We start from the raw sequence: 17,657 nt of genomic DNA, 5'->3' as shown, positions 1-17,657 counted from the left end.
CACGTTGATCGCTTCGATGGCGATCACGGCCAAAGTGACACTTGCCGCCGTGGGCCAGCGCAAGCACCCGGTACGCGTAAGGACACTACAATATGTGTCCAGCCGTGGCAGTGGCGAGACAGGCGGGCCCTAGCGGAGAAGAATACGTCTGGTCTCATGTCGAATTCAATCTATCCGAGGGCATAGACGATGGTCACGACGGTAACCATGACAACCATGAACATGGAGAATGCGCCAAGGGCGAGCGTACGGCCCATGTCTCGGTTCGGCTTCCCTACTTTCAGACGCAGTTCCTCCGCGGTTTCCGGAAACTCGAGCGCCGCCGCATTCGATTGGCGCATCAGGTCGTAGCGGGACGTCCAGCGCCGTTCCTCCGCCGCGTTCCAGCCGTTCAGCACCAGAATGATTGCCGCGATGAGAACCATCGACGACGGGACCCAGATTACGTAGCCACCGATTGTCTCGTCAGCCAGGGCGCGAAGTCGGCCACCGCTCGCTGCGATGATTTCTGATCCATAGAGAGGCACCTCTTTGAGCGTTGTCAGGGAGCCCAGAAAGATGTTGGAAACGATCACCACGAACCCTGACATCAGCCGAGCACCGCGCCGCGCTCCTTCAGGCGGATCACGCAGATCGAACAGCATAGCAAAGTACCAAAGCCCAGCCAGCACCATAGACAGATGTGCTAGCGCTTCCATCGCCGCAATACGTTGTGTAAGGGCGTAGATCATCGGGATCTGCCAGACGAAAAGCGCACCAATCAACAAGGAGGTGGCAGATGCAGGAAGCGCCAAGAATCGCGGGATGCGCGCACGCCCAATCGCGGCAAGGCGTCGGCGCCATTCCCTTTTCAATCCGGCTTGAAGGACAAGCCAGGGTTGAGAAACCGCAATGAGAATGGGTCCTGCCAGTCGCAGAAGAAGATGCTCGGCCTGGTGTACCGAAAACAGACTGTGCCCCAATGGCGGGAGCGGCCCATTCGTCGCGACGAGGACGGCCGCGAGGCCGACAAAGAAGACGGCTCGACGCCAGCCAGAAACCCTTCCGAGACAGCGAGCGTGTATTTTGAGCCCACGCAAAAACAGCCATGCTGTAAGACCGACAACAATGAGCGACACCGGTGACAGCACATAGCCGAAAGGGTCGTAAAGGAAGAAGAAGTTCGTGATCATTCGCTCTGGCCCTCGCTCATCCGAGGGTTGTCGGAGGTAGCCGGTGTGAGCCGCGATATCCCGGAAGCGCCGCCACGGGCTAGTGACAGATCGGTCGACATGGCGAGGTATTCGCCTTGTATCCACGAGGGAAAAAGATTGTCGTAGAATCGAGATAGCGGATGTCCCGACTGTCCGGCGGGCGAGATGTAGTATGATCCCGCTGCTCCCGATATCGACATGACCGCCTGAAAATTGCTTCCGGCACTTACAAGGAATGGACGGTCTTCTTCAACACCAAATGACGTCAAGAATTGCGTAAAGGGATCGCCTGAGATCGGCGCTTGAAGGGACAGCAGGTCGGTCAGCAACCCACGTGAACTGATCGGCGACCACTGCATGTCCAATGTATGCTCCTCCCCCCAGGTCCAGGTCGAAAGATCGCGCCCATATCGATCGACCAGCCAGCCAAGGGCATCATCCAAGGCCACGCGAACCTGCTCCTCACATGTCTCTCGAGGTGACGATGGACGGATGTCGCACCAGATCGCGCTGCCGCGACGATCGCTGAGTACCGCATAAAGAAAGTCCGGGTTCGGACGGGTCCAGAGTTGCTTCGCTGTCGGAAACTCGTCTTTCAAAATGCGCTGCTGCAAAGCCCAGACCCAGGTCCAAAACAGCAGAGGTTCCGGCGCATATCGATCCATTTCGCCATTCCACGACGCAAGCCTGTCCAGTAGCTCACGACGAAGGTCGTCCGTATCGGTGCCTTCGATGCTGTCTCTGGACTGCACGAACCAAAGCTCTTTCGCCATTAGGGGCAGGAGGGTTCGCGCCACGGAACTTACGGTGTCCCTTTGAACACCCATGACGCCTTCTGTCGAGAAGATCGATTGCCGCGTTTCAAGCTCCGCCAGTCGAATGTCGCGAAATGACGACGCCCGTACGGCTTCCTCTTTTGGCCAACGGTCAACGGTCTCTCGATCAATTACCAATGCCTCCATGCCCTTCGGCAACATGTCTGCGGCAACTCTAGTGGCATCGTTCGCGTCGGCTGAACGCGCAAACAGCTCCAGCATCGTCAGGAAACCTGCCGTCTGCATGGGTGATGGCCCCCCTGGCGCCTCCTCGTCTGGCACGGGAAGTGACCGGAAGGCCCAGGCGACGCGCGCGTTGCGACCAACAATAACGAAAGGTACGCCCGGCATTGTGGCCCCTATGGCCGGCCCCGTCGAAAATTGAAGATCAGCGAGATACCATTCCGAGGGAAGCGACAGGGAACCGCTGATTTCGGCGGCGAGAATTGGCGTCCCGGTAGCGGTTCGGTCACCGTCCATCGCCCACGCATTGAGGCGCTGCTGCGGATCAGTCGCCAGTAGTTCGGGCGCTCTCGGGCGATCCGTCGGTATAATGGCACCTGATATACTCGGCATTCCTTCCCGTGCGCTTCCCGGTCGCAGGCCATTCAGGAAAGACCGGGCAATCCTCAGGCTATCGCCGGGTGTCCAGGCCGCGATCGACCGTTCGTCTGCGATCAGCAGCTCCGGAGAGCCTCTGCCACGCCCGCCTTCCGACACAAGCTCGAGCCACGCATTGACGCCCGCGGCATAGGACGCGAGCGCGTCTGAGACCGCTGGCGCAACGGACAATGTCCCATCGGCTGGCCACGAAGCTTCCGCTTTTCGCCTTGCCCTTAACAGTTGACCGAGCCTGTCTTGGGCGTGAACGAAGCCGATCGCGAAGTAGACATCTGCAGCGGAAGTCGCGGAGATGTGCGGGACTGCCGAAGAATCTCGCAGAATGTCGACCGGTCCGCCTAAGCCTGCGACCGTGAAGTCCTCGTCGTAGTCGGGAACGGATGCGCTCAGCAGAAAATAGACCAACCCGGAACCAACCGATACCGTGATGCAGATTGCCAGAAACCCGTACAGCAATATGTTGAAAAGCCGTCTCATGTCGGTGCTGTTTCGAAACCCTTCTTAAAAAAAGATGCGCAAGAGGACCACCGATATGAAATAGGTGAGAAGACCGAAGGCGATCGCCGAACTCGCCGCATACTGGAGGATATCCAGCCGGTTTCCTTTTCGGCGTCGCGCCAGATATCCACCCCAGATCGCACCCGCGACAATGCCCGCGATTACCAGCATGACTTTTTCTCCGTTCTTGTTCTCTTGTTGCACCGGTGTGTGCCGACCAGACCTGCAGCCAGTCCGACGGCCCAAGTAGTGAAGATGAGAGCCAGCAGCGCCCAGTCACCGAAGCGCGCATAGAGCGTTGACGGATGAGCAGAGGGCAGAGCCGCATCTATGACACCGGTTTCTCCGTTGCCGAGCCGCGCGACGAGGTCACCGTTTGCGTCGATGATCGCGGAGATCCCTGTGTTTGCGGCCCGGACGATGGGAAGCCCTTCCTCGACAGCGCGCATGCGTGCGGACGCGAGGTGCTGCTCCGGTCCAATGCTGGTTCCGAACCAAGCATCGTTGGTCGCATTGAAAATCCAGTCCGGCCGGAACAGATCGTCGACCACATGGCTTGGGAAGATGATCTCATAGCAGATCGCCACGGCGACCAGCGGCACACCCGGAAGCGCAAGCGTTCGCGGGCCCGGTCCGGGCGTAAAGTCGCCCAGACCCGCCGTGAGCCGCTCGATGGGCAACCAGCCACGGAATGGCACATATTCGCCGAAGGGTACGAGATGGTGTTTCGCGTATCCGGTCAGGATTCTGCCGGTCGCGCCAAAAGCCTGGACCGTGTTGAAATATCGGGTGCCATCCTCGCTCGGTACACGGTCCGGCACACCGGTGAGCAGCACCCTGCCCTCTGTGAGCGCAGCGGCAATGCGGGCCTGCGCCTCCGTATCCTCGTCGAGGAAACCCGGAAAGGCGGTTTCCGGCCAGAGAAGCACGTCGAAATCGCCGCGCCGGGTTGAAAGCTCAAGATAGCGCGCGAATGTCGCCTCGCGGTTCTCGGGCGCCCATTTCTCCTCTTGTGGAATGTTGCCCTGGACGATGCGCAGGTCGACACCGGGTGGCTGTTGTGCATCCGACTGGAGGCGCAGCGTGCCGACAGCCCACATCGTCGCGATTCCGGCCAGCGCCATGAGCGAAACGGTCAATCGTTGCCGCCCGGACGCCATAGCAGCCGCGCCAGGGAGTACCGCGACGAACACGGTGAGAAAGCTTAGCCCATAGCTTCCGACCCAGGCGGCGGTCTGGCGAAGGGCGGCGTAGTCTACAAGTGCGTAACCGGCCAGATTCCAGGGAAACCCTGTCAGAACGTGACCACGCAACCACTCGGCCACGGTCCAGGAGGTCGCGAACAGGAGGCAGGCCAAGAGACTGCCCATGGCTCCGCGCCGCGCGATTTCGGCAAAAAGCGCAGCGGCAATGGCTGGGAAAATCGCGAGACCTGCGGACAATCCCGCGACCGCCGGAATCGCCATCGTCCCAAACCGCTCGGCCTCGACGTAGAAACTTTCCGCGATCCACCAAATCCCGAAACCGAACTGGCCGAGACCAAACGCCCAGCCGACGAGGAAAGCACGCCCGAAGGAGAGATCGCGAAGCCCGACAAACAACGCGGAATAGGCAACGGGAACAAGCAGGAGAATCGAAAGAGGCGGGAAAGTCAGAACGGTCATCGCCCCGGCGGCGAAACCAAGCGTCATCCGCGAAAGAAAACGGTGGCGCAGAGCGATGCGGTTCAGAATTTCCGGCTTCACGACTTGATCGAACGCCGCGCGCTGATCCATGGCGCGGCGAGCAAGAGCCCCACGCCACTGACGACAAATACATCGGCCAAGTTGAAGGCAGGCCAATGTGTTGTGCCAATGTAGAAATCGAGAAAGTCTGTTACAGCCCGATACCGCACACGATCGATGACATTGCCCAGGGCTCCGCCAATGATCGCACCGTAGGCAAGCATTTCCACCGCATTGTCGGCGCGAAACAGCATAACCCCTAGCCAAACACAGATGGCAAGAGCGAGAGCGATTAGGCTCCACCACGGAGCGCCGCCCAGCATCCCGAAAGTCACGCCGTCATTACGATAAAAGACGAGGTTGAATCCCGGAAACACGGAAATCCCGGCGCTTAAAGTGGCGGCATCCGCAACAACAATGGCTTTGGTGATCTGATCAATCGCGAACGCAGCAAGCGCCGCGAAGACGCCGATCACCGGAGATACCTTGTTTAGTGACATTGCCTCATCCCAACCAGACATCGAGAAACAGCATCAGAACGAGCCCGACTGCGAGACCGAGCGTCGCCCTGTTCTGATGGCCGCTGCGATGGGTTTCGGGGATGATTTCGTGGCTGATGACGTAGAGCATTGCGCCCGCGGCAAAGGCCAGTCCCCATGGCAGCAGCGGTTCCGACAGTGTGATGATCCCGGCCCCGAGCAGGCCGCCAATCGGCTCGACCATGCCCGTCAGCGCCGCGATGCCCCAGGCGCGCAGCTTCGGATATCCCTCGCCCAGCAGAGATACAGCGACGGCCAATCCTTCGGGCGCATTCTGAAGCCCGATGCCGACAGCAAGCGGCAAACCGCCCTCCATACCTCCGGATCCGAAGCCGACCCCCACGGCAAGGCCTTCGGGGAAGTTGTGGATCGTGATCGCAATGATGAACAACCAGACCCGCCGCAAAGACGCCGCTTCGGGCCCTTCGCGTCCCATCTTGAAGTGCTCGTGCGGCAGCTTTTCGTTCATCAGGGCGACAGCCCCCATGCCCAGAAGAATCGAAACGCATACGATGGCCGCAGGCATCGCGCCGTTTTCGAACATCGGCTCCGCCGCATCCAATGCCGGGATGATCAGCGAAAAGAAAGAAGCGGCGAGCATCACACCGGCAGCGAAGCCGAGCGACAGAGCGCGTGTGGCCCGAGACGGGATGCGCCCGAACAGCACGGGAACTGCTCCGACTGCTGTGAGCGATCCGGCGGCAAGACTTCCGAGAAAGCCGAGCATTATCGGAGACAGATTTCCCATGGGCGGGCCAGATTATCCTTCGGCGTAGCTCGAAAAGACTTCCGTCGACCCGTCCTTGCGGATGAGGAAGACATCATAGGCTTCACGGTCGTCTTCTGGCCCCATGCCGGGCGAGCCATAGGGCATCCCCGGAACAGCGAGGCCGACGGCGTCCGGGCGCTCCTCGAGAAGGCGGCGGATGTCAGCGGCCGGTACATGGCCCTCGATCACGTAGCCGTCAATGAGCGCGGTGTGGCAGGAGACCATGCGCTGCGGCACGCCGTTGTCTAGCTTGAAGCGCACGAGAAGCCCGCCGAACATGTCCTGGCCGGTCGGCACAAACCCGTTCTCTTCGAGATGTTTCATCCACGAGAGGCAGCAGCCGCATCCGTTGGTCTTGCGGACGTCGATCGCCGTTGCCTCTGCGAGGGCCTGGGCCGCTGGGAACAGGGCGAGCGTGATGGCGAGAGCTTGGGTCATGCGTTTCATGGGTCAGAGCCTTTCGGTTGTCGTTTTGGCAATCTCGCTGCCGAGGTTTTCATTCAGAAGCGCGCGCGCCTCGGCCAGACGCGAGAGCGCGGCGGTATCATCCGCTTCGCTCTCGGCTGCTTCGGCGAGCCGGTCGTCAGTGAGGGGGTCAGTCGGGCGCCCATCCACGAGGACTTCGTAGTGCAGGTTCGGACCTGTCGCCGTGCCAGTCGCGCCGACGCGGCCGATCACATCTCCCGCCGCAACGCGTTGGCCTTGTGCCAGGTCTTCCGGCACGGCGCTCAGATGCGCGTAGCGCGTCATGGTGTCGGAGCCGTGCGAGATTTCGACCACACGGCCATAGCCACCGCGCCAGCCAATGAAACTAACCCGCCCCGGTGCCGTCGATTGAACCGGTGTCCCACGTGCCGCTGCGAAATCGACGCCGGTGTGCATCCGGACGTTGCCAAAGACCGGATGCGTGCGGCGTCCGAACACCGAGCTGAGGCGCGCACCCTCGACCGGCTGTGCGAAGACGCGCAGCACCTCGCCATCGACGTAGATCGTCGCCTGACCGCTGCCGTCGTCCGGCCATACGATCTCGTAAAGCGAACCGCCGACCTCCAGTGCGGCGAAGGCGAGTTCGGGCTGTCCGATCCTGTCCTCTCCGACCCGCGCCTCACGCCAGAGAAGCCTTAGTGTTTCGCCACCGGCCATCTCGCGGCGGAAATCCACGGTCCCACCCAGCATCTGCGCAAGGTCCACGGAAAAACGGGCGGGTATGCCGGCTTCGTCGAGTGCCGCGAAGATCGAGCTGTCGATCACGGCTTCGCCGGCAAGGGTTACGATCTCCGGATCCGGAGCCACGACCTGTGTGGACAACTGCTCGCCGAAAACCACCTCGATCCGAACCCCGTCCTCGACGGCGAGTGAGACGGTGCGGGGGCTGCCGTCCACGGTCGAAGCGACAGTGACCGAGTGCCCCGGCCGCAGCCGTCGCAGATCGTATTCCGCACCAAGCGCGAGGGCAACTTCGGCTCTGTCAGGTGCCGCAAGACCGGCCTCTGACAGCAAGAAATCGAGCGTTTCGCCCGGAGCAATGTCGCGCGACCACGTCGACAGGGGTGGCTCGATCGCTTGCACCGGCCTGTCGGCAAACGCGGCCTGCAGAAGGGGCAGCGGGCTGAGGTCGGGTGCATCGTCTGCCCATGCCGCCGCGGGCAACGTCACGGGGATGTCAACGTTCTGGGGGGCTTCAGGACCTTGGGGCATCCAGCTACCTGCCTGGGCAAGTTCCGGCGGCACGGGTTCTTTCGACATGGAATCAGAGATGGCGATAGCCGCTCCCGAAACCGTCCCCGCAATTGCGACACAAGCCGCCAAAGATCTGAGCCTCATGTCGCCCCCTCCATTTCTTCTTCCAGCGCGCGGCGGATCTTCGGCACCGCGAATTCTTTGGGCTCGTGATAGTCGATCATGGTGACGAATCGCCCAGAGGCTGCGAACAGGAAGACGCTCGCGGTGTGGTTCATCGTGTAATCGCCGCTCTCCGCCGGTACTCGCTCGTAGGTGGCGCGGAAGCCGTCCGCGACGCGCGCTATCTGCTCTTCCGGTCCCGTCCAGCCACGTATCCCAGGATGGAAGTAGCCGACATATTCCGCCATCGCCTCGACGGTATCGCGCTCGGGGTCGACCGTAATGAAGACCACGTTCATCTCGTCGGCCTCGTCTCCCAGATCGTCGAGCCATCCCGAAATGTCCGAGAGCGTGGTCGGGCAGACATCGGGACAGTAGGTGAAGCCGAAGAACACCATCGTCGGGCGACCGATCAGGGTTTCCGGCCCGACCGCGTTGCCCTCATGATCCGTCAGACGGAAATCCATCTCGGTCAGGGCCATAGGCCGCTGCCCGACAGGTTCGGGTCCACCGGGTCCATCGACCTGCCACCAACCGACGAAGAGCATCAGGGCGACCGCCCCGACACCAGCCGCGCCGTACCCCAGGATCGCCCGTCGCCGCATCAGTCCTCCGGCCCTCGCGCGGCGATGCCGAGGATCGGCACATGGACCGTCACTTCGCCTCCGTCGTCGAAAAGCAGGGTCAGCGGAAAGGTGTCCCCTTCCGTCATCGGTTCTTTCAGCCGCATCAGCATCGCGTGCAGGCCGCCCGGCTCGAGCGCGACGCTTTCGCCAGGGGCGATCGCGATCTCCCCCGCCGGGCTCATGGAACTCACACCTTCGGCATTGGTCTTCGTCTCGTGAATTTCGGGCATCATCGCGAGCGGTGTTGTAAGGCCGATCAGCGTCACCGGTTCGTCGCCAGTGTTGCGGATCGCCATGTAGGCGGCCCCGGGGCGGTTCATCCCGATGGAGGCGCGGGACCACGCGTTCTCGACGACAACATCCTCTGGTCCGGCCAGCGCGGGCACTGAGAGCCCTCCAAAGGTCAAAAGCACGGCCAGTGTGCCGGTCAAAATATACTTTTTCATCGTTCTGATCCTGCCCTTTCCATTCAGCTTTACGCGGCAGCGACTTCGGCAGCCACCAATCGCCGCAGTTCTGCCTCCCCGAACGGATCGAGCGGCTTGCCGTTCACGAAGAATGTGGGCGTCTGGCGAATTCCCACGGTCTCGACGTCAGCACGATCCTGGTTCAGGATCGCCACGACATCGGGTGCCAGCATTTGCGTGCGCGCGGCCTCGGCATCGAGTCCGGCCGTGGCGGCGATTTGAAGGATCAGACCAGGCTCCGGGGCACCGTGCGACGCCCATCTCGGCTGTTCCCGCAAAACGGCCTCGAGCACCGGCACGTAAATGTCCTGCATGCGCGCCGCCTCGAGCACGCGGATCGCTTCCTCGGATGCCGCGCCGTGGAAGGGCGTGTAGCGGATCACGACGCGGACAGCATCCCCATGCTCGGCCATGATGTCCTTCACGATGGGATGAAAGGCGCGACAGGCCTCGCAGGCCGGATCGAAGAATTCGACGATCGTGACGGGCGCTTCCGCAGGCCCGAGGATGGGCGAGTAGGGGCGGATCATCGCGTCCGCGAGTTCCGGCGCAACAGGCTCCGCTTCGGCCACCGGGCCGGGGCGGGTTGCAAACCAGGTGGCTCCGCCGAAACCGGCGACGCCGAGGGCGAGAACGGACAGGATCAGGCCGCGTCGGTTCATGTTCGTGTGTCCTTCAATGAAAGGGCCGAAAGCGCCCCGATCAGCGCGAAGGCGGCGAGCGCCATCAGCGGGATAGGGATGCCTAAGACCAGTTGGTTGTCATCGGTGCAAGAGGGGCCGGTCGCCGTGCAGGGCTGGATGCGTTCGGGAACAAGACCGACGTACAGTCCCATGTGCCACAGGGCGACTGCGCCGCCGCCAAGCGCCAATGCGATGCCATAGCGCCCCACGCGGCCGTCCCGCCACCAAAGGCCCAGCCCGAGGATAATGGCCAAGGGGAACATGAAGGCGCGCTGGAACCAGCACAGCACACAGGGCGTCTGCCCCAGCACCTCGCCGATGAAAAGCACGGCAAGCGAGGCGACGAGCGCGATGATCCACGCCAGCCCGAGGGCTGTTTCTCCGGACATACGGTTCATGTCGGTCAGATCCTCTCTTCCAGGTCGGCGAGGATCTCTTCGGCGGAGGTGCCGTAGGGCCACGAGTCGGCGAAGCCCGCGTCGGGATCGAAGAGGAACAGATGCGACGTGTGGCCCATCGTGTAACCATCCGGCGCCGCAGCCTCTTCGACGCGTTCGAAGAAGATCGGAAAGGTCTCGGATGTGGCGGCGATCTGTTCCGGCATGCCGGTCAGCCCGATGATGCCCGCATCGAACAGCGGGACGTATTCGGCGAGTGCTGCGGGCGTGTCTCGTTCAGGGTCGATTGTTATGAAAATCGGCTGGACCTTGGCGGCATCGTCGCCCAGACCGTCCATCACCGCCGCGACCTCGGATAGGGTCGTCGGGCAGACGTCGGGGCAGTTGGTAAAGCCGAAAAAAACCAGCATCCAGCGCCCCGCAAAGTCCTCCTCGGTTCGAACCATACCCTGGTGGTCCGTCAGTTCGAACTCAGCGAAAAAAGGCGGTTCGGCGTCGGTTCGGGCGCTATCGGAACGATAGTCGGACCAGAGCAGAAGCCACACGAAGGCAAGCGCTGCCACGCCTGCCAAAACCCAAAGAAACTTCTGTGCCGATGTAAGGGACAATCCTGTTCGCCTGATTTTGATTCTTATTGCCTGTGCGGATACATCCTCTAGCCGCTAGAGGTTCAAGCACGAAATCATGGTATAGCTTGAACTCACGCGTCTGTGAATCCGACACTTGTTTATTCCGACGGCAAAACCTACACAGACTGTATCTTTTTCATGGAGGCGAAAATGCTCACGATCGGTACTCTGTCAAAGAAGACTGGCACAAAAGTGCAGACCATCCGGTACTACGAACAGATCGGACTCATGCCCGAACCTGGCAGGACCGAAGGCGGACAGAGGCGCTACGACAATGCACAGCTTGATCGACTGTCCTTCATCCGCCACTCGCGACAACTCGGTTTCTCGCTCGATGCGATCCGCGAGCTGCTCGACCTCAGCGACCATCCCAACCGGCCCTGTGATGAGGCTGATGCCATCGCGCGTCGCCAGCTCAAACAGGTGGAGCAGCGCATGGCCCGCCTGAAGGCGCTGCGCACGGAACTGAAACGCATGGTTCACGAATGCAGCGGCGGGCGGACGGGAGATTGCAAGGTGCTTGAGGTGTTGCGGGACCATTCGGAATGCTTGACCGAACACGAGGAAATCGGGGCCTGAAGGAATTCAGCCAACAATCCGGCTGGAACGCAGATCAGCCGCAGAAGTTAATGTGTCGTACAACACAAGCTGGAACCACAAAATGGCCGCTAGACAAGATTCAATGGAGAGACGGACGCTTTGGATCGTTCTGGCGCTCAATATTGGTTTGGCCGTGGCCTTTTTCGCAACAGGCGCCTTCGGCGACTCAAGTGCCCTGATCGCCAACGGGCTCGATAACCTCTCCGACAGCTTCGTCTACGCGATCAGCCTTTTCGCTTTGTCCCGATCCGCCAAATGGAAACGCGGGGCGGCGAACGTTTCCGGCGGGCTGCTGATCCTGTTCGCTGCAGGCATCCTCTACGATGCGTGGCGCCGCTACATCGGTGGGTCAGATCCGCTCGGGACGATCATGATCGCCATGGCCCTGATCGCAGCAGCCATCAACGCGGTCTGCGTCTGGCTGCTCGCTAAGCTCAAAAATCCGGACGTCAACATCCGCGCGGCCAACACCTTCAGTTACAACGATTTCGCCGCGAACCTTGGGATCGTCGTGGCCGGTGGCCTCGTCGCCTGGCTAGGAACCAACTGGCCGGACCTCGTCGTCGGCGTGATTGTCGCCGAGATCGCGGCCTGGGGAGGTATCGACATTCTGCGCGACGCACACGGCGAACACCACAAAGCGGTTCACACGGACAAATAGTTGCGGGAGATTCTTTCTGAAAGAAAGGATTGAAGCTACAGTGACTATAGAAATTAGTTTTGTTCCAAGACGATTCGAGGGTAAGCGTCGTCTCGACCCCACGTTGCTGCTGATGGCTTCGGCTGCGAAGTGATCTCCATCTCATGATGGGGAGTGCGTTTCGCAATGTGCGCTACAAATTCGTTTCTCAAATCGCTGGGCGTCGAGATCTACGCGTCGGGTCATCGTCGGTGGCCGGATGAAGCAAAGGCCTTGGCCGTCTCGATGACCCTGGAAGCTGGAGCGACTGTAAATGCCGTAGCGGAGCGGTTTGGCATTCTGCCCAATCAACTTTCGGCGTGGCGACGAGAGGCCAAACAGGGCAAGCTGGTGCTGCCTGCAGCCGAAGTCGAGGAACCTGTCTTTGCGCCGCTCGTCGTCTGCGAGGTCGCCGAGGAGGAAGCGCGTCCGGAGGTAACATCGCAGGCGGCCCCGATCAGGATCATTCGGGGGCTGTTGTGATCGAACTGGCGCATGACATGCCCGTCGCCCGGGTCGCTGAGATCGTCCACGCGCTCGAGGCGCATCCATGCTGATGCCCTCGCAGGGTGTGCGGATTCTGGTGGCGACGAAGCCGGTCGACTTCCGCAAAAGCCATGACGGCCTCGCGGCCCTGGTCCAGTCTACTCTGGCGGAAGATCCGTTTACCGGAACGGTCTTCGTCTTCCGCTCGAAGCGCGCCGACCGAATGAAGATCCTATTCTGGGACGGCAGCGGGCTCGTGATGGCCTACAAGCGGCTGGAAGAAAGCACTTTCACCTGGCCTGCGATCAGGGATGGGGCCATGACGCTGAACCGGGCACAGTTCGAGGCCCTGTTTGCCGGCCTGGACTGGCGCCGTGTGCGATCGCTGGAGGTGCGCAGACCAGCTGTGGCAGAGTGACTCGCCCCAGGGAATGATAGGGCATCGACGCATTTGGCGCGGTATAATCTGCGCATGTCCAACGCCCCGCCCATCGACCTGTCCGCGATCCCCGAGAGCCAGCGCGCCGCCGTTCTGGCGCTGCTGCAGGAGAATGGTGCGCTGAAGGACGCAAACCGGCGCCTCGAGCATCTCGTCGCCGAGTTGAACCATGTCGTGCATGGCAAACGGTCCGAGAAGCTGAGCGAAGACGACCGGCAGCTGGCCTTCGAAGACCTGGAAACCGCCGTCACGGAGGTCGAGGCCCGCAAGGAGCAGGCCGCGCCATCCACCACGACGCCGCGCCGGAGACGGCAGCGCAATCTCGGCCATCTGCCCGCTGATCTGCCGCGCATCGAACGTGTCATCGAACCGGCGAGCCTTGAGTGCCCGTGTGGGTGCGGCCGCATGCACCGGATCGGCGAGGATCGGACCGAGCGGCTGGACATCGTGCCCGCGCAGCTTCGGGTGCTGGTCGACATTCGGCCGAAGTATGCCTGCGGCATCTGCTCGGATGGGGTCATTCAGGCTGTCGCCGCACCCCGGCTGATTGAAGGCGGGCTGCCGACCGAAGGGTCCATCGCACATGTCCTGGTGTCCAAGTTCGCGGACCACCTGCCGTTTTACAGACAGAGCCAGATCCTTGCCCGCTCCGGCATCCAGATCGATCGCAGCACCTTGGCGGACTGGGCTGGCACAGCGGCCTTCCACCTCGGCCCCGTGGTCGACAGGCTAACCGAGCATCTCAAGTCCTCCGGCAAGTTGTTCATGGACGAGACGACCGCCCCGGTGTTGGATCCGGGCCGTGGCCGAACCAAGACCGGCTACCTCTGGGCGCTTGCCCGGGATGATCGTGGATGGGGCGGCGATGACCCGCCCGGCGTGGTCTTCACCTATCGTCCAAGCCGTGCTGGCGCCCATGCCGAGCAGATCCTGCAGGGCTTCGACGGCATCCTGCAACTGGATGGCTATACCGGTTACGATCGACTGACGCGCCCCTCCCGCAAGGGCGGCGCGCCGATCACGGTGGCCCACTGCTGGGCGCATGCGCGGCGCAAGCTGAAGGAGGTCTTCGACCGCGACGGCTCGGAAATCGCCGCCGAGGGCCTGCGCCGGATCGCTGAGCTCTACCGCATCGAGCTCGAGATCCGGGGCATGGGCCCGGGCCAACGTCTGTCGGCCCGTCAGGCCCGCAGCGCGCCCCTCGTGGCCGAGTTCGGTGATTGGCTGCAGGCACAGCGTCTGCGTATCTCGGTTAAGTCGCGCCTCGGCGAGAAACTGACCTACATCCACCGCCAGTGGGGCGGCCTGCAGACCTTCCTCCACGACGGCCGCGTCGAGATGGACTCCAACGCCGTCGAAAACCTGATCCGCCCGATCGCCCTGACAAGAAAGAACGCACTCTTCGCCGGCCACGACGAGGGCGGCCGCACCTGGGCCCGCATCGCCTCCCTGATCGCCACCGCGAAGATCAACGGCGTGGAGCCCTTCGCCTACCTCGAGGCGACCCTCGAAGCGATCACCGCCGGTCACCCCGCCAGCAGGATCGACGAGCTGATGCCCTGGAACTTCACCACGTCAAGCTGATCCCGCGTGGGGCGCAGACAGCGCTTACATTCGAGGAGCGACCCGTTGCATATGACCGACCCCCTACTTGTACCCACCAAACTACTGGATTTTGATGCCGCGCCTCTTGCGCATCTAATTGAGAACCGCAGCTGGCGCGGCTTATCCGAATACGATCGGATCGGAGCTGCCTATGATTTCGTTCGGAATGAAATCGCGTTCGGATACAATCGAGCTGACGACATCCCCGCATCGGAAGTGCTTTCCGACGGCTACGGGCAGTGCAATACCAAAGGCACGCTCTTGATGGCGCTGCTGCGTGGTGTCGGCATTCGTTGCCGGTTGCATGGGTTTACGATCCATAAAGGCTTGCAGCGCGGTGTTGTACCTGAGCTGGTGTATCCGCTTGCTCCGCAGGAAATTCTCCACTCATGGGTCGAGATCGAATTTCAAGGTGCCTGGATCAACCTTGAAGGCTTCATCCTGGATGACGCTTTCCTCAAAGTCCTGCAAACGTCTTTCTCGGACACGGACAGTCTCTGCGGTTATGGCGCGGGCACGGATTGCCTTGGCGCGCCTCCCGTCGCCTGGAACGGAGAAGATACCTACATTCAGAAAACCGGCATCGTGCAGGATTTCGGCGTGTTTGATACGCCGGACGCCTTCTATTTTTCCCATGAGCAATCCTTTGGATGGCTGCGTGGTGCCCTTTACCGTCATATCATACGCCACTGGATGAATGCGCGCGTTCGTGGTTTCCGCAGCGACCGCCTCAAGACTGACCGACGCGCGACACACGCGCATGAGGAGCCTGCCAATGCTACATGACCACGGGCACGCGCATATCGATCCGGATTCTGGCGATCGGCGGGTTGCCATCGCGATCTGGGCGAACGGGCTTCTTACCGTTGCGCAAATCGTCGGGGGCATATTGTCGGGCAGCCTGGCACTGATCGCCGATGCGCTGCACAACTTTTCCGATATGGCTTCGCTTGTCATTGCCTTCGCCGCACGCAAGATCGCGCGCCGCCCAGCCGATGAGCGCATGACCTTCGGCTATGGTCGGGTCGAAATCGTCGCAGCCCTGGTTAACTACACCACCCTGATTTTGATCGGCTTCTAACTGATCTACGAAGGTGGCATGCGCATGATTGATCCACCCGAAGTCATGGGTTGGACCGTCGTCATTCTCGGTGGAATTGCGCTTGTGGTCGACACGCTGACCGCAATGCTGACCTATTCGATGCAGAAGGGCAGCGTGAACATCCGCGCGCTTTTCCTGCATAACCTGTCGGACGCGCTTGCTTCGGTCGCGGTTATCGTCGCTGGGTCGCTGATCATCCTTTACGACATGCGTTGGGTCGATCCTGCCATCACCATCGGCATCGCCATCTACATCCTGTATCTGTCTTTCACTGAAATAGGCGGCCCAATCCGAACCCTGATGCTCGGGAGCCCGCCGGACATCGACAACGAGGCCGTCGTCGAAGCGATGCGGAAAGTCGAAGGCGTCGCCGACGTCCACCACGTCCATCTCTGGCAAATGCAAGAGCACGAGGCTGCGCTCGACTGCCATGTCGTCGTGGCAGCCGAGGGGTGGTCGAAGATTGAAGAGATCAAGAGCGCGATCAAGAAGCGGCTGAAGGGAGAATTCGGCATCAGCCATTCCAGCCTCGAATTCGAGCACGAGGATCGCGCTCATCAGAACGCCGATCTCTATGGTCACGGTAATTCGAGAGATGGGGAGGAAACTCATACTCACGAAAAAAGCTGACCGAGCATGAGGATATCATTTCCTCATTTGCGACGGCAAGTTGACGTCGACCAACGTCAAGTGGACTGATGAACCTTTGCATGAGCAACTGGCTGCGAAGGGCAGTAGGGAAGGTCTGAGGCGGATACACTACAGGGGTATCACGTCCAAGTTACAGAATGTCACTTGACCTCCCCTTGCTGGAAGGTTGTAGCAGTAACTGTATGACCTGCGTTTTTCGCCTTGTTTTGATTCTCATGCTGACCTTCGGTGCAGTGACTGCGCCGGATATGTCGTCGGCCAGTATGTCAATCACGGCTATGGCGCAGATGGAACCCACCGAAAGCGCGGATGGCCGTTGCGGCGGGTGCGATCCCACCGGATTTGCTGAGGGCACTGCCTGTGAAGGTGGGTGTCCTGTTCCTTGCGCCTCCAGCGGTACTTCTGGCCTCCTTGCCAAGATGCCGTCAGCGCGGCTCACGAGGCCTTTTGGTACTGCCGTCCGGGGTGCCGAACCTCTGATCTCACTCGGCACGAATCCGTCGCTTGATCCATTCCCTCCCAAACTGCCTGTCTGAATCGTCATCGTCTCGCCCGGCGCTACGAGGGTCGTGTCGCGAAGGTGGGTTCGCGCACCATTCTGATCGGTTTCCCAGAAATGGTGGCCATGCAGGTGGATACCGTGCGGAAAAGCAGTGTCGTTCACCATCCGCACCTGCACTGCTTCATCACGTCTTGCCGAAATCAGCGGTTTGTTCGGCAGACCGCTCACGTCGTTGAAGGCCCAGCCCCCGAACCCGCCGTGCGCGCCGTCCCCGGCACCGCCTTGCATGAAGAGATCTGCCGTTTGCGTGATCTCTCCGGGCGCGGGCACGAGGTTCGCGGGGAGGGGAGCTATCGGCGCAGACCGGATTTGTCGCTGACCGTTCAACATAATGCCCCCCAGTTCCTCGCCACCCGAAGGCACGGTTTCTCTTAGGATCACATCACCCGTCACATCTGCGATGATGTCGATGCGCTGCGCCGGTGCGAGTTTTAGATTGCCCAGCGAAACCAGCTCGGGCAGCGGCATCCCGTCATAGGCCACACAAAAGCCCGTCAGCCCGTCGATACGTATCTCGAAAATGCGATCCGGTGTCGGATTGATCAGACGCAACCGGATGTGATCCCCCAGCCGCGCCTGCTCAGACGACAGGAAGGTGGTCATCAAGTTCCCCAGCCTACCTGCTGTTATGAAATCAGCGCGGTCGAATTCCATGTCGAACTGGCCGGTGTCATCAAGCCGAATGTCGAAGAGGATGGCCGTGATGTCCTGATCCACGTCTGGCGGGGC

20 protein-coding genes and 1 pseudogene are annotated in these 17,657 nt (G+C 61.2%); 7 read left to right on the top strand and 14 right to left on the bottom strand.

All coding sequences use genetic code 11. The annotated features are described in order from the left end of the window. Positions 1–170: 170 nt before the first annotated feature. The 13 genes from ACGYLX_RS16830 to ACGYLX_RS16770 are packed head-to-tail and all read right to left on the bottom strand — an operon-like array spanning position 171 to position 10,747. Positions 171–1,172, bottom strand: coding sequence for a cytochrome c oxidase assembly protein (locus ACGYLX_RS16830; protein ID WP_088635918.1), 1,002 nt, complete (start codon positions 1,170–1,172; stop codon positions 171–173). Then, complete coding sequence (locus tag ACGYLX_RS16825; protein ID WP_088635917.1) at positions 1,169–3,106, bottom strand: penicillin acylase family protein; 1,938 nt, start codon at positions 3,104–3,106, stop codon at positions 1,169–1,171. Before ACGYLX_RS16825 ends, ACGYLX_RS16830 begins: the two co-directional genes overlap by 4 nt. Positions 3,107–3,130: 24 nt before the next feature. Then, complete coding sequence (locus ACGYLX_RS16820; protein ID WP_009815492.1) at positions 3,131–3,298, bottom strand: hypothetical protein; 168 nt, start codon at positions 3,296–3,298, stop codon at positions 3,131–3,133. Continuing rightward, on the bottom strand, positions 3,289–4,902 hold the full coding sequence (lnt, locus tag ACGYLX_RS16815; RefSeq protein ID WP_088635916.1) for an apolipoprotein N-acyltransferase: 1,614 nt from the start codon (positions 4,900–4,902) through the stop codon (positions 3,289–3,291). Before lnt ends, ACGYLX_RS16820 begins: the two co-directional genes overlap by 10 nt. Further along, on the bottom strand, positions 4,869–5,372 hold the full coding sequence (gene lspA / locus ACGYLX_RS16810) for a signal peptidase II (RefSeq protein WP_369824853.1): 504 nt from the start codon (positions 5,370–5,372) through the stop codon (positions 4,869–4,871). The genes lnt and lspA overlap by 34 nt, the downstream gene beginning before the upstream one ends. Beyond that, entirely contained in the window at positions 5,356–6,138 is a 783-nt protein-coding gene (locus ACGYLX_RS16805) for a ZIP family metal transporter (protein WP_088635914.1), read from the bottom strand. Before ACGYLX_RS16805 ends, lspA begins: the two co-directional genes overlap by 17 nt. Before the next feature lie 12 nt (positions 6,139–6,150). After that, the gene (locus ACGYLX_RS16800) at positions 6,151–6,606 is read right to left on the bottom strand and encodes a DUF411 domain-containing protein (RefSeq protein ID WP_043772538.1); all 456 of its coding nucleotides are present in this window, start codon (positions 6,604–6,606) and stop codon (positions 6,151–6,153) included. A gap of 3 nt (positions 6,607–6,609) precedes the next feature. Continuing rightward, a complete protein-coding gene (locus ACGYLX_RS16795; RefSeq protein WP_271690352.1) occupies positions 6,610–7,983 on the bottom strand; it encodes a M23 family metallopeptidase in 1,374 nt (457 codons plus the stop codon). Further along, the gene (locus tag ACGYLX_RS16790; protein ID WP_088635913.1) at positions 7,980–8,606 is read right to left on the bottom strand and encodes an SCO family protein; all 627 of its coding nucleotides are present in this window, start codon (positions 8,604–8,606) and stop codon (positions 7,980–7,982) included. Before ACGYLX_RS16790 ends, ACGYLX_RS16795 begins: the two co-directional genes overlap by 4 nt. Then, on the bottom strand, positions 8,606–9,073 hold the full coding sequence (locus tag ACGYLX_RS16785) for a copper chaperone PCu(A)C (RefSeq protein ID WP_088635912.1): 468 nt from the start codon (positions 9,071–9,073) through the stop codon (positions 8,606–8,608). Before ACGYLX_RS16785 ends, ACGYLX_RS16790 begins: the two co-directional genes overlap by 1 nt. Before the next feature lie 29 nt (positions 9,074–9,102). Then, entirely contained in the window at positions 9,103–9,756 is a 654-nt protein-coding gene (locus tag ACGYLX_RS16780; protein WP_088635911.1) for a thioredoxin domain-containing protein, read from the bottom strand. Beyond that, complete coding sequence (locus ACGYLX_RS16775) at positions 9,753–10,175, bottom strand: disulfide bond formation protein B (protein ID WP_088635910.1); 423 nt, start codon at positions 10,173–10,175, stop codon at positions 9,753–9,755. Before ACGYLX_RS16775 ends, ACGYLX_RS16780 begins: the two co-directional genes overlap by 4 nt. Before the next feature lie 5 nt (positions 10,176–10,180). Then, positions 10,181–10,747 carry an SCO family protein gene (locus ACGYLX_RS16770; protein WP_088635930.1) on the bottom strand — a complete coding sequence of 189 codons (567 nt, stop codon included), beginning with the start codon at positions 10,745–10,747 and terminating at the stop codon, positions 10,181–10,183. A 207-nt stretch (positions 10,748–10,954) separates the two neighbouring features. On the opposite strand from ACGYLX_RS16770, the gene ACGYLX_RS16765 reads away from it, so the two are divergent. The 7 genes and pseudogenes from ACGYLX_RS16765 (at position 10,955) to ACGYLX_RS16735 (ending at position 16,345) form a co-directional block, all read left to right on the top strand. After that, positions 10,955–11,383, top strand: coding sequence for a helix-turn-helix domain-containing protein (locus ACGYLX_RS16765; RefSeq protein ID WP_013959865.1), 429 nt, complete (start codon positions 10,955–10,957; stop codon positions 11,381–11,383). A 103-nt stretch (positions 11,384–11,486) separates the two neighbouring features. After that, positions 11,487–12,065: a cation transporter gene (locus ACGYLX_RS16760; protein WP_271690428.1), complete on the top strand. Its 579-nt coding sequence runs from the start codon at positions 11,487–11,489 to the stop codon at positions 12,063–12,065. A 165-nt stretch (positions 12,066–12,230) separates the two neighbouring features. After that, entirely contained in the window at positions 12,231–12,566 is a 336-nt protein-coding gene (locus tag ACGYLX_RS16755) for a transposase (RefSeq protein ID WP_276154111.1), read from the top strand. 67 nt (positions 12,567–12,633) lie between these two features. Then, positions 12,634–12,987, top strand: coding sequence for an IS66 family insertion sequence element accessory protein TnpB (tnpB, locus tag ACGYLX_RS16750; protein ID WP_271690354.1), 354 nt, complete (start codon positions 12,634–12,636; stop codon positions 12,985–12,987). Positions 12,988–13,041: 54 nt separating this feature from the next. Continuing rightward, positions 13,042–14,592, top strand: a complete 1,551-nt coding sequence (tnpC, locus tag ACGYLX_RS16745; RefSeq protein ID WP_271690355.1) for an IS66 family transposase — start codon at positions 13,042–13,044, stop codon at positions 14,590–14,592. A 51-nt stretch (positions 14,593–14,643) separates the two neighbouring features. After that, entirely contained in the window at positions 14,644–15,399 is a 756-nt protein-coding gene (locus ACGYLX_RS16740) for a transglutaminase family protein (protein ID WP_100161091.1), read from the top strand. Then, a pseudogene (locus ACGYLX_RS16735) lies at positions 15,389–16,345 on the top strand (cation diffusion facilitator family transporter). Before ACGYLX_RS16740 ends, ACGYLX_RS16735 begins: the two are co-directional and overlap by 11 nt. Before the next feature lie 151 nt (positions 16,346–16,496). Here ACGYLX_RS16735 and ACGYLX_RS16730 read toward each other — a convergent pair. Further along, positions 16,497–17,645, bottom strand: coding sequence for a multicopper oxidase domain-containing protein (locus tag ACGYLX_RS16730; protein WP_346348277.1), 1,149 nt, complete (start codon positions 17,643–17,645; stop codon positions 16,497–16,499). Positions 17,646–17,657: the final 12 nt, after the last annotated feature.

Origin of the sequence: Sulfitobacter sp. 1A13496, assembly GCF_043557225.1 — a bacterium.
Lineage (GTDB): Bacteria > Pseudomonadota > Alphaproteobacteria > Rhodobacterales > Rhodobacteraceae > Sulfitobacter > Sulfitobacter faviae.
The sequence above is the reverse complement of the archived record's forward strand: the minus strand, read 5'-3'. Positions and strand labels throughout refer to the sequence as shown.

Coding starts and splice junctions, on each gene's coding strand:
- ACGYLX_RS16830 (WP_088635918.1), bottom strand. CDS start 1,172: ATGATCACGAACTTCTTCTTCCTTTACGACCCTTTCGGCTATGTGCTG.
- ACGYLX_RS16825 (WP_088635917.1), bottom strand. CDS start 3,106: ATGAGACGGCTTTTCAACATATTGCTGTACGGGTTTCTGGCAATCTGC.
- ACGYLX_RS16820 (WP_009815492.1), bottom strand. CDS start 3,298: ATGCTGGTAATCGCGGGCATTGTCGCGGGTGCGATCTGGGGTGGATAT.
- lnt (WP_088635916.1), bottom strand. CDS start 4,902: ATGGATCAGCGCGCGGCGTTCGATCAAGTCGTGAAGCCGGAAATTCTG.
- lspA (WP_369824853.1), bottom strand. CDS start 5,372: ATGTCTGGTTGGGATGAGGCAATGTCACTAAACAAGGTATCTCCGGTG.
- ACGYLX_RS16805 (WP_088635914.1), bottom strand. CDS start 6,138: ATGGGAAATCTGTCTCCGATAATGCTCGGCTTTCTCGGAAGTCTTGCC.
- ACGYLX_RS16800 (WP_043772538.1), bottom strand. CDS start 6,606: ATGAAACGCATGACCCAAGCTCTCGCCATCACGCTCGCCCTGTTCCCA.
- ACGYLX_RS16795 (WP_271690352.1), bottom strand. CDS start 7,983: ATGAGGCTCAGATCTTTGGCGGCTTGTGTCGCAATTGCGGGGACGGTT.
- ACGYLX_RS16790 (WP_088635913.1), bottom strand. CDS start 8,606: ATGCGGCGACGGGCGATCCTGGGGTACGGCGCGGCTGGTGTCGGGGCG.
- ACGYLX_RS16785 (WP_088635912.1), bottom strand. CDS start 9,073: ATGAAAAAGTATATTTTGACCGGCACACTGGCCGTGCTTTTGACCTTT.
- ACGYLX_RS16780 (WP_088635911.1), bottom strand. CDS start 9,756: ATGAACCGACGCGGCCTGATCCTGTCCGTTCTCGCCCTCGGCGTCGCC.
- ACGYLX_RS16775 (WP_088635910.1), bottom strand. CDS start 10,175: ATGAACCGTATGTCCGGAGAAACAGCCCTCGGGCTGGCGTGGATCATC.
- ACGYLX_RS16765 (WP_013959865.1), top strand. CDS start 10,955: ATGCTCACGATCGGTACTCTGTCAAAGAAGACTGGCACAAAAGTGCAG.
- ACGYLX_RS16760 (WP_271690428.1), top strand. CDS start 11,487: ATGGAGAGACGGACGCTTTGGATCGTTCTGGCGCTCAATATTGGTTTG.
- ACGYLX_RS16755 (WP_276154111.1), top strand. CDS start 12,231: ATGTGCGCTACAAATTCGTTTCTCAAATCGCTGGGCGTCGAGATCTAC.
- tnpB (WP_271690354.1), top strand. CDS start 12,634: ATGCTGATGCCCTCGCAGGGTGTGCGGATTCTGGTGGCGACGAAGCCG.
- tnpC (WP_271690355.1), top strand. CDS start 13,042: ATGTCCAACGCCCCGCCCATCGACCTGTCCGCGATCCCCGAGAGCCAG.
- ACGYLX_RS16740 (WP_100161091.1), top strand. CDS start 14,644: ATGACCGACCCCCTACTTGTACCCACCAAACTACTGGATTTTGATGCC.